Annotated in this window: 8 protein-coding genes; 1 reads left to right on the forward strand and 7 read right to left on the reverse strand. The window is 67.8% G+C overall.

The genetic code is table 11. The features are described from left to right. Positions 1-1,814: ABC transporter ATP-binding protein/permease (locus B551_RS06190; protein ID WP_023263685.1), on the reverse strand; the 1,814-nt coding region annotated here is incomplete at its 3' end. A 107-nt stretch (positions 1,815-1,921) separates the two neighbouring features. Here B551_RS06190 and B551_RS06195 point away from each other — a divergent pair. Beyond that, complete coding sequence (locus B551_RS06195) at positions 1,922-2,326, forward strand: acyl-CoA thioesterase (RefSeq protein WP_006578336.1); 405 nt, start codon at positions 1,922-1,924, stop codon at positions 2,324-2,326. 171 nt (positions 2,327-2,497) lie between these two features. Here the strand turns inward: B551_RS06195 and B551_RS06200 are convergent, their stop codons facing one another. The 6 genes from B551_RS06200 to B551_RS06225 form a co-directional block, all read right to left on the reverse strand. Then, on the reverse strand, positions 2,498-3,274 hold the full coding sequence (locus tag B551_RS06200; RefSeq protein WP_023263686.1) for an enoyl-CoA hydratase: 777 nt from the start codon (positions 3,272-3,274) through the stop codon (positions 2,498-2,500). A gap of 118 nt (positions 3,275-3,392) precedes the next feature. After that, on the reverse strand, positions 3,393-4,592 hold the full coding sequence (locus tag B551_RS06205; RefSeq protein WP_043437711.1) for an acetyl-CoA C-acyltransferase: 1,200 nt from the start codon (positions 4,590-4,592) through the stop codon (positions 3,393-3,395). 19 nt (positions 4,593-4,611) lie between these two features. Continuing rightward, positions 4,612-7,038: a 3-hydroxyacyl-CoA dehydrogenase NAD-binding domain-containing protein gene (locus tag B551_RS06210; RefSeq protein ID WP_006578335.1), complete on the reverse strand. Its 2,427-nt coding sequence runs from the start codon at positions 7,036-7,038 to the stop codon at positions 4,612-4,614. A gap of 243 nt (positions 7,039-7,281) precedes the next feature. Beyond that, positions 7,282-9,078: an acyl-CoA dehydrogenase C-terminal domain-containing protein gene (locus B551_RS06215; RefSeq protein WP_023263688.1), complete on the reverse strand. Its 1,797-nt coding sequence runs from the start codon at positions 9,076-9,078 to the stop codon at positions 7,282-7,284. Positions 9,079-9,148: 70 nt separating this feature from the next. Continuing rightward, positions 9,149-9,739, reverse strand: a complete 591-nt coding sequence (locus B551_RS06220; RefSeq protein ID WP_006578334.1) for a TetR/AcrR family transcriptional regulator — start codon at positions 9,737-9,739, stop codon at positions 9,149-9,151. A 367-nt stretch (positions 9,740-10,106) separates the two neighbouring features. Then, positions 10,107-10,656 (reverse strand): phospholipase D-like domain-containing protein (locus tag B551_RS06225; RefSeq protein WP_043437715.1); only part of this gene is annotated, 550 nt, incomplete at its 5' end.

Below are 10,656 nucleotides of genomic sequence, written 5' to 3' on the forward strand. Positions count from 1 at the left end.
TGGATGCGCCACATCTCGGCATAGCGGCCGTCGGCGCGCATCAGTTCCGCATGCGTGCCGCGCTCGACGATGCGGCCGCGGTCCATCACCAGGATCTGGTCGGCATGCACCACGGTGGACAGCCGGTGCGCGATCAGCAGCGTGGTGCGGTTCTGCGCCAGCCGCATCAGCTCGGCCTGGATCGCCTGCTCGGTGCGCGAGTCCAGCGCCGAGGTCGCTTCGTCGAAGATCAGGATCGGCGGGGTCTTCAGCAGCGTGCGAGCGATCGCCACGCGCTGCTTCTCGCCGCCGGACAGCTTCAGCCCGCGCTCGCCGACCGGCGTGTCGTAGCCCTGCGGCAGTTCGCGGATGAAGGCGTCGATCTGCGCGGCGCGCGCGGCCTCGATGACCTCCTCGCGGCTCGCGCCCGGGCGGCCGTAGGCGATGTTGTAGTAGATGCTGTCGTTGAACAGCACCGTGTCCTGCGGCACGATGCCGATCGCGCGCCGCAGGCTGTCCTGCGTCACCGTGCGGATGTCCTGGCCGTCGACCAGCACCGCGCCGCTGCCGACGTCGTAGAAGCGGAACAGCAGCCGCGCCAGCGTCGATTTGCCCGAGCCGCTATGGCCGACCACCGCGGTGGTGGTGCCCGCGGCGATCGTGAAATCGACATCGTCGAGGATGCGCCGGTTGCTGTCGTAGCCGAAGCCGACATGGCTGAAGCGCACTTCGGCACCGCGCACGGCCAGCGGCCTGGCATCGGGCGCGTCGGCGACTTCGCGGTTGGTGCCGAGCAACACGAACATCCGGTCCATGTCGGTGGTGGCCTGCTTGATCTCGCGATAGATCACGCCCAGGAAATTGAGCGGGATATACAGCTGGATCATCAGCGTGTTGACCAGCACCAGGTCGCCCAGCGTCAGCACGCCCTGCGCCACGCCGACGGTGGCGCGCCACAGGATCAGGATCAGGCCGATCGCGATGATCGCCTGCTGGCCGAAGTTCAGCAGCGACAGCGAGTTCTGCGAGCGGATCGCGGCGGTCCGGTAGGTGCGCAGGTTCTCGTCGTAGCGCGCGGCCTCGTAGGCCTCGTTGCCGAAGTACTTGACGGTCTCGAAGTTCAGCAGCGAGTCGATCGCCTTCTGGTTGGCACGCGAATCCAGCTCGTTCATCTTGCGGCGGAAGTGCGTGCGCCATTCGGTCACCACCACCGTGAAGACGATATAGGCGAGCAGCGCGCCGCCGGTGATCGCCGCGAACCAGATGTCGTAGTGCAGCAGGAAGAAGCCCATCACCAGCGCCATCTCGACCAGCGTCGGCAGGATGCTGTACAGCGAATACGAGATCAGCGACTGGATGCCGCGCGTGCCCCGTTCGATGTCGCGGCTCATGCCGCCGGTCTGGCGGTCCAGATGGAAGCGCAGCGACAGGCTGTGCAGATGGCGGAACACCTGCAGCGCGATCTCGCGCACCGCGCTCTGCGTGACCTTGGAGAACAGGATCTCGCGCAGTTCGGTAAACAGCGTGGTCGACAGCCGCAGCAGGCCGTAGGCGACGATCAGGCCGGCCGGCACTGCCAGCAGCGCGCGCGGATCGCCTGGGGCGATGTTCATCGCATCGATCAGCCGCTTCATCAGCACCGGCACGCCGAGATTGGCCGCCTTGGCGGCCACCAGGCAGGTGAGCGCCAGCATCACGCGCCACTTGTAATGCCACAGATAGGGAAGCAGATTGCGCACGGTCTGCCAGTCGCTGCGCTGGCCGCGCGCGCCGGAGAACAGCGGCGAAGACGGGGCCGTGGGGGCCGGCTCGTCCGTCGTGGAATAGCGTCGCATACGTTAGAATTCGGGCCAATATGCGATTGTCGCAGAGTTCGGCCCGGGGGGTTTTTACCCCGCTTCGCCCTCCCCTGCGCCCCGCCTCGCCGCTAACCGGATGCACCATGAATCTGACCGAAACCCTGTCGTCCCTGCCTCCCGGCAAGAACCCCGCGCTGCGCGTGGTGCCGATGCCCGCCGATGCCAACGTGCACGGCGACGTGTTCGGCGGCTGGATCATGGCGCAGGTCGACATCGCCGGTTCGATTCCCGCGGTCGAGCGCGCGCAGGGCCGCGTCGCCACGGTCGCGGTCAATTCCTTCCTGTTCAAGCATCCGGTGTTCGTCGGCGACCTGGTCAGCTTCTATGCCGACATCGTCAAGACGGGGCGGACCTCGATCACCGTCGAGGTCGAGGTCTATGCGCAGCGGATGCGCCATAGCAACGAGATCGTCAAGGTCACCGAGGCCACGTTGACCTATGTGGCGACCGACGAGGACCGGCAGCCGCGGGTGCTGCCGAAGGTCTAGAGCAGCCGCGCAGGCATAACGGCGGCCCTGCCCTCTCCCCCGCCCCTCTCCCGCCAGCGGGAGAGGGAGAAAACTCACCGCGGATTCGAGTGATATCGAGGGTGTTCTCCCCTCTCCCCCTCGGGGGGGGGGGGGGCGGGGGAGGGGGTGGTTTCCCCCCGCCCAAACCGTTCAATTGAACTTCGAGAAATCCGGCTTGCGCTTCTCGAAGAACGCCGTGAAGGCTTCCTTCGCTTCCGGCGACTGCAGCAGCCGGCGGAACACCGCGCCTTCCTGCGCCATCTGCGTTTCCATCTGCGCGGTTTCCACCCCCTTCATCAGCCGCTTGGTTTCCCGCAGCGACGACGCCGGCAGCGCCGCCAGCTTGCGCGCCTGCGCCAGCGCGAAGTCGTGCAGCTCGCCAGCCGCGACCACGCGCGTGACGAGGCCGATCTGCTGGGCCTCCTGCGCGCCGAACGGCTCGCCCAGCAGCAGCTTCTCGGCGGCGCGCTGGTAGCCGGCCAGGCGCGGCAGCAGCAGGCTCGACGCGGCCTCCGGGCACAACCCCAGCTGCACGAACGGCAGCGAGAAGCGCGCGCCCTCGGCCGCATAGACCAGGTCGCAATGCAGCAGCAGCGTGGTGCCAATGCCGACCGCCGGCCCGCTGACCGCCGCCACCAGCGGCTTGGCCGCATGGCTGATCTCGTGCAGGAACTGGAACACCGGCGCCTTGGCGGCATCCTCCTCGCTGCTCGGCGGCCGCTTCAGGAAGTCTTCCAGATCATTGCCGGCAGTGAAGATCTCGTCCTTGCCGCGGATCACGATCGCCCGCACGGCGTCGTCGCTCGCGGCGGCCCGCAGCGCGTCGGCCATCTGCTGGTACATCGCCGCGGTGATCGCGTTCTTCTTGTCCAGGCGGTCGAACTCGATGGTCAGCACGCCTTGCTCGATGCGGGTCAGGATGCTCATGGTGTCTCCTTGGTGGTCGGTGTTCTTGTCGGTGGGGCGGGCGGCCGGAACCGCCCGGACCCCCGGGAGCCGCCCGCCAGAAGGACGGCCCACGGGACGGCTTGCAGAACGATTCGCGTCAAACCCGTTCGAAGATGCCGGCGGCGCCCATGCCCGTGCCGACGCACATGGTGACCATGCCGTACTTCAGGTTGTGCCGGCGCAGCGCATGGACCACGGTGGCCGAGCGGATCGCGCCGGTCGCGCCGAGCGGGTGGCCCAACGCAATCGCGCCGCCCATCCGGTTCAGCTTCGCCGGGTCGAGGCCCAGATCGCGGATCACCGCCAGCGCCTGCGCGGCGAAGGCCTCGTTCAGTTCGATCCAGTCGAGCTGGTCCTGCGTCATGCCGGCCGCCTTCAGCGCGGCGGGGATCGCTTCCTTCGGACCGATGCCCATGATCTCCGGCGGCACGCCGCGCACCGCGAACGACACGAAGCGGGCCAGCGGCACCAGGTTGCAGGCCTTCAGGATCTTCTCCGAGACCAGGATCAGCGCGCCGGCGCCGTCCGAGGTCTGCGAGCTGTTGCCGGCGGTCACGCTGCCCTTGTTGGCGAACACCGGGCGCAGCTTCGCCAGCCCTTCCAGCGAGGTATCGGGACGCGGGCCCTCGTCCAGCGACAGCGTGCGGGTCTTGAACTCGACCTCGCCGCTGGCCAGGTTCGGCAGCTTCTCGACGATCTCGACCGGCGTGATCTCGTCGGCAAACTCGCCGGCCTGCTGCGCCGCCAGCGCCTTCTGGTGCGAGGCCAGCGCGAAGGCGTCCTGGTCCTCTCGGCTGACCTTCCATTGGCGCGCGACCTGCTCGGCCGTCAAACCCATGCCGTAGGCAATGCCGACGTTCTCGTCGCGCGCGAAGATCGACGGCGACATCGACGGCGTATTGCCCATCATCGGCACCATGCTCATCGATTCGACGCCGGCGGCGATCATCACGTCGGCCTCGCCGACGCGGATGCGGTCGGCCGCCATCGCGACGGCGCTCAGGCCCGACGCGCAGAAGCGGTTCACGGTGATGCCGCCGACCGAGGTCGGCAGGCCCGACAGCAGCGCGCCGATGCGCGCGACGTTCAGGCCCTGCTGCGCTTCGGGAATCGCACAGCCGACGATGGCGTCCTCGATCAGCGCCGGGTCCAGGTCCGGTACCTGCGCCAGCGCGGCGCGCAGCGTGGTAGCCAGCAGATCGTCGGGCCGGTAGTGCTTGAACGCGCCCTTGGGCGCCTTGCCGATCGGCGTGCGGGTCGCGGCAACGATATAGGCGTCTTGCAGTTGTTTCATGATCGATTTCCTCGCGTGCCGATTAGTTGCGCACCGGCTTGCCGGTCTGCAGCATGCCCATGATGCGTTCCTGCGTCTTGGGGTTGCCCAGCAGTTCGATAAAGGCGCGGCGCTCCAGCGCCAGCAGCCATTCCTCGCTGACCAGCGCCCCGGCCTCGACGTCGCCGCCGCAGACCGCCTCGGCGATGCGCGAGGCGATCAGGAAGTCGTGCGCGGAGATGAAGCCGCCGTCGCGAATGTTGACCAGCGACGCCTTGATCGTGGCGATGCCCGAGCGGCCCGCCACCGGCACCAGTTCGCCCTGCGCGGGCGGACGGTAGCCGGCCTCGTGCAGCGCGCGCACCTCGCTGCAGGCGACGTGCAGCAGCTCGTGCACGTTGAAGACGATCGGATCGGTGGGCTGCAGATAGCCCATCTGCCGCGCCTCCAGCGCCGAGCCCGATACCTTGGCCATCGCCGCGTTCTGGAAGCGCTGCGTCAGGAACTGCAGATAGTTGGTGCTGCCCGCCGCTTGCGCCGCCCGCGCGGCCGCCAGCGCGGCTTCCTTCAGGCCGCCGCCGGCCGGCACCAGCCCCACGCCGACCTCGACCAGGCCCACATAGGTCTCCAGCGCGGCCACGCGCCGGGCCGAATGCAGCATCAGCTCGCAGCCGCCGCCCAGCGCGATGCCCGACGCCGCCGACACCACCGGCACCGCGGCGTACTTGACGCGCATCATGCCGTCCTGGAACTTCCTGACGAAAGGCTCGACGCCCTTGGCGCCGCCCATCATGAAGGCCGGCATCGCGGCCTCCAGGTTCGCGCCCGCCGAGAACGGACCGCCCGGCGCGCCCAGCTGCAGCGAGGTCGGCTGCCACACCACCAGGCCCTTGTAGGCGCTCTCGGCGAGGTCGATCGCGCGGATCAGCCCGTCGATGGTGTCCGGTCCGATCGTGTTCATCTTGCTGTTGAACGAGATCACCAGCACGTCGTCCTGGCCCTCGCAGACCCAGATCCGCACCGCGTCGTTCTGCTCGACGGTGCGGCCGGCCTTGCGCGGATCGACCGCGTCGCTGCCCTTCAGGGCGGCGCGGAACGCCTGGCGGCGATAGACCGGCAGCGCGCTGCGGCCGGCGAACGACTGCGTGGCCGGCGACCACGAGCCCTGCGCCGAATGCACGCCCTGGGTGTCGGCGACCGGGCCGGCGAAGACCCAGTCGGGCAGCGGCGCCTTCGACAGCGCCTTGCCGGCCTCGATGTCTTCCTTGACCCATTGCGCGACCTGCTGCCAGCCGGCGGCCTGCCAGTCCTCGAACGGGCCCGAGTTCCAGCCGAAGCCCCAGCGGATCGCCAGGTCGACGTCGGCCGCCGAACCGGCGATCTGCTCCAGATAGACGGCGATGTAGTGGAACACGTCGCGGAAGATCGCCCACAGGAACTGCGCCTGCGGGTTGCCCGATTCGCGCAGCAGCTTGATGCGCTCGGCCGGCTCCTTCTTCAGCATGCGCGCGACGATCTCGTCGGCCTTGCCGCCGGCGTCGACATACTGGCCGGTCTTTGCGTCGAGCACCTTGATCTGCTTGCCTTCCTTCCTGTAGAAGCCGGCGCCGGTCTTCTGGCCCAGCGCGCCGGCATCGACCAGCGACTTGAGCACCGCGGGCGTCTGGTAGACCGGCGCGAAGGGATCGTCCTGCAGGTTGTCCTGCATGGTCTTGATCACGTGGGCCATCGTGTCCAGGCCCACCACGTCGGCGGTGCGGAAGGTCGCGGACTTGGCGCGGCCCAGCTTGCTGCCGGTCAGGTCGTCGACCACGTCGAACGGAATGCCGTACTTCTCGGCCTCGGCGAACACGGCCAGGATCGAGAAGATGCCGACGCGGTTGGCGATGAAGTTCGGCGTGTCCTTGGCGCGCACCACGCCCTTGCCGAGCGTGGTGGTCAGGAAGGCTTCGAGGCGATCCAGGATCGCCGGCTGCGTGGCCTCGGTCGGGATCAGCTCGACCAGATGCATGTAGCGCGGCGGATTGAAGAAGTGCACGCCGCAGAAGCGCGCCTTCAGCTCGGCATCGAAGCCGTCGGACAGCGCGGTGATCGATAGGCCCGAGGTATTGGTGGCGAAGATCGCGTCGGCGCCCAGGTGCGGCGCGACCTTCCTGTACAGGTCGTGCTTCCAGTCCATGCGCTCGGCGATCGCCTCGATCACCAGGTCGCATTCCTTCAGCAGCGCGAGGTCGTCCTCGTAGTTGGCGGCGCGGATCAGGCCGGCGTCGTCCTTCAGGCCGAGCGGCGCCGGGGACAGCTTCTTCAGGTTGTCGATGGCCCGCAGCACGATGCCGTTCTTGGGGCCTTCCTTGGCCGGCAGGTCGAACAGCACCACCGGCACGCGGGCATTGACGAGGTGGGCCGCGATCTGCGCGCCCATGACGCCGGCACCGAGCACGGCGACTTTCTTGACGATGAAATTGGACATGCGCGCTCCTGGTAGTGAGCGGTTGAACAGGTGGGGTCGGATGGTACGGTCGCTGCCATTTCGCTTGGCGGGTCCTCTCCCCTCTCCCGCCTCGCGGGAGAGGGGCTGGGGGAGAGGGCATCGGCGCTCCAGCACGCGATATCGCTGGATCGACCGCCGCTTTCCCTCTCCCCTACCCCTCTCCCGCAAGCGGGAGAGGGGAAAACCGGGGGGCGGGCAACGACCTCGCTTTTCTCCGACCGATCAGAACAATTCAGCGTCCAGCGCCATCAGCGGCGCGGCGCCGGCGCGCGCCATGCGGATCTGCGCGGCGGTCTCCGGCAGCAGCTTGGCGAAATAGAAGCGCGCGGTGGCCAGCTTGGCGGTGTAGAACTTGTCGCCGCCGTCCTGCGTCCCCTGCTTCTCCAGCGCGATCTTCGCCATCCGGGCCCAGAAGTAGGCGAACACCAGGTGGCCGACCACGCGCAGGTACGGCACCGCGGCGGCGCCGACCTCGTCGGGATTGGCCATCGCCTTCATGCCGATCTCCATCGTCAGCTTCTGCACCTTGTCGCCCAGGTCCGCCAGCGGATTGACGAACTCCTGCATCGCCTCGTTGGTGCCCTCGGCCTCGACGAACTCCTGCACGATCTTGCCGAAGGCCTTCATCTTCGCGCCCATGTCGCCGAGGATCTTGCGGCCCAGCAGGTCCAGCGCCTGGATCGTGTTGGTGCCCTCGTAGATCATGTTGATGCGGGCATCGCGCACGTACTGCTCCATGCCCCATTCCGAAATATAGCCGTGGCCGCCGAACACCTGCATGCCCTCGTTGGTGGCGATGAAGGCGTTGTCGGTCAGGAAGGCCTTGATCACCGGCGTCAGCAGCGCGACCAGGTCGCCGGCCTGCTTGCGCACGGCCTCGTCCGGGTGCGACAGCTCGCGGTCGATCTGCAGCGCGGTCCAGTAGCTGAACGCGCGGCCGCCTTCGGCGAAGGCCTTCTGCGTCAGCAGCATGCGGCGCACGTCCGGGTGCACGATGATCGGATCGGCCGGCTTGTCCGGTGCCTTCGGCCCGGTCAGCGAACGCATCTGCAGCCGCTCCTTCGCGTAGGCCACCGAGTTCTGGTAGGCGACCTCGGTCAGCCCCAGGCCCTGCATGCCGACGCCCAGCCGCGCGGCGTTCATCATCACGAACATCGCGTTCAGGCCCTTGTTCGGCTCGCCGACCAGCCAGCCGCGCGCGCCGTCCAGGTTCATCACGCAGGTGGCATTGCCGTGGATGCCCATCTTGTGCTCGATCGATCCGCAGACGATGCCGTTGCGCTCGCCCGGATTGCCGTCGGCATCGGGAATGAACTTCGGCACCACGAACAGCGAGATGCCCTTGGTGCCCTGCGGGGCGTCAGGCAGGCGCGCCAGCACCAGATGGATGATGTTGGCCGACAGGTCGTGCTCGCCCGCCGAGATGAAGATCTTGGTGCCCGTCAGGCTGTACGAGCCGTCGTCCAGCGGCTCGGCCCTGGTGCGCAGGATGCCCAGGTCGGTGCCGCAGTGCGGCTCGGTCAGGCACATCGTGCCGGTCCACTCGCCCGACACCAGCTTGGGCAGGTAGCGCTGCTGCAGCTCGGGCGTGCCGTGCGCGTGCAGCGCCTCGTAGGCGCCGTGCGACAGGCCCGGGTACATGGTCCACGCCTGGTTCGCCGAGTTCAGCATCTCGAACAGCGCGTTGTTGACCAGGATCGGCAGGCCCTGGCCGCCGAATTCCGGGTCGCACGCGAGCGCCGGCCAGCCGGCCTCGACGTACTGCCGGTAGGCTTCCTTGAAGCCCGACGGCGCCGTCACGACGCCGTCGCCGTGGTGGGTGCAGCCCTCGCGGTCGCCGCTCTGGTTCAACGGGAAAATGACTTCCGAGCAGAACTTGCCGGCTTCCTCGATGACCTGGTTGATGGTGTCCGCGTCGATGTCCGCGTGCGGCGGCATCGCCTTGAGCTCGGCCTCGACGCCGAGCAGTTCGTGCAGCACGAATTGCATGTCGCGCAGCGGAGCGGTGTACTGGCCCATCAAGATCTCCTTGGAGTTGGCGAAGCCGCCGCGCCGCTCGTGCTTCCAGCACGCTATGCCCGCGGCGGCATCAGGTACGGTAGGACTGAATCAGCTTGTTGAGCGCGACCATGGCAAGCTCGGCGCTGTCGGGCAGGCGCAGGAAGCGGGCGTCGTGATGCAGCCCCAGTTCGAGGCTGTACATCTCGAACAGCATCAGCCGCGGATCGCAGTCCGCGCGCAGATGGCCTTCTTCCTTGGCCTGTTCGATCGCGCGTGTCAGCGCGGCCCGCCAGATCGTGACGCTCTTGATCAGTTCGTCGCGCACCGGGCTTTCCGCGCGGTCATCGTATTCGACCGCCCCGCTGATGTAGATGCAGCCGGTGGTGACTTCCTGGATCCGCTTTTCCATCCAGCGCCGCACCATCGACCACAGCCGCGGCAGACCGCGCGGCTCGTTCAGCGAGGGATAGAAGACCTCCTGCTCGAACCGGCGGTGATACTCGCGCACCACCTCCACCTGCAGGTCTTCGCGCGAACCGAAATGCGCGAACACGCCGCTCTTGCTCATTTGCATGCGTTCCGCGAGCAGACCGATCGTCAAACCTTCGAGTCCGTCGCGGGACGACAATTCCAGTGCGGCGTCGAGAATCGCCACGCGCGTCATCTCCCCCTTGCGCATCGGGGTGGGAGAAGCGTTGGCGGCGGATTCGAGACGGGCTGACTGGTGTCGCATGATTTTTCTCCGTACTTTTTGCGGCATCGGTTCGCGATGCCGCGCTTGGCCCTGGCCGGTGATGTCGATCGCCGCCGGCCCGCCGGGTAGGGCGGAGCCGGGGCGGCGAATGCACGCAGTCTAAGCCAAAAAAGAACGGTCGTTCAGATTATTCTGGCCGCGCCTGCCGCTATCAAGTTTTTAATTAGACCTTCGTTTCTAAACCGCGCGCCGGCCGAACTGCGGTGCAACATCCGGCGGTCCGCATCGGTGGCGGGGCCGATGTGCCGGTGCGCGCCGCATTTTGCCGCAAGGCAGCACCGGCATGCCACGTTCAGTAGCGGCCGGCGGCCCCGGCCACCATGACGCCGAAGCGCAACAGCATGTACGCCATCCAGTCCAGGCTGCGGCGCAGGCGCCCGCGGCGGGCATGATCCTCGGGTACCACCCGGGCGCTGCGCAGCGCGATCGCCCGTTCCAGCTCGCGGCGCAGTCCGGCGGCAAAGGCCTCGTCGTAGACCGCGACGTTGGCCTCGCGCGCCAGCAGCAGGCTGAACGGATCCATATTGCTGGAACCGACCGTCGCCCAGCTGTCGTCGACCACCGCGACCTTGGCGTGCAGGAAGCTCTCGGCGTATTCGTGGATCTCGACGCCGGCGTCGAGCAGCGTCGCGTACAGCGCGTGGGTCGCGTAGTGCTGCAGCCTGTATTCGACCATGCCTTGCAGCAGCAGCCGTACCCGCACGCCGCGGCGGCGGCAGGCCAGCAGCGCGCGCCGCATCTTGGCCCCGGGCAGGAAATAGGCGTTGGCGATGATCACGTCGTGCCGCGCCGCGCCCAGCGCCTGCAGATAGGCGCGCTCGATGGTGCGGCGGTTGCGCAGG

Source organism: Cupriavidus sp. HPC(L) (assembly GCF_000307735.3).
Lineage (GTDB): Bacteria > Pseudomonadota > Gammaproteobacteria > Burkholderiales > Burkholderiaceae > Cupriavidus.

What these genes read in the sequence shown, in the direction of transcription:
- B551_RS06195 (WP_006578336.1), top strand. Translation starts at nt 1,922, where the DNA reads ATGAATCTGACCGAAACCCTGTCGTCCCTGCCTCCCGGCAAGAACCCC.
- B551_RS06200 (WP_023263686.1), bottom strand. Translation starts at nt 3,274, where the DNA reads ATGAGCATCCTGACCCGCATCGAGCAAGGCGTGCTGACCATCGAGTTC.
- B551_RS06210 (WP_006578335.1), bottom strand. Translation starts at nt 7,038, where the DNA reads ATGTCCAATTTCATCGTCAAGAAAGTCGCCGTGCTCGGTGCCGGCGTC.
- B551_RS06215 (WP_023263688.1), bottom strand. Translation starts at nt 9,078, where the DNA reads ATGGGCCAGTACACCGCTCCGCTGCGCGACATGCAATTCGTGCTGCAC.
- B551_RS06220 (WP_006578334.1), bottom strand. Translation starts at nt 9,739, where the DNA reads ATGCGCAAGGGGGAGATGACGCGCGTGGCGATTCTCGACGCCGCACTG.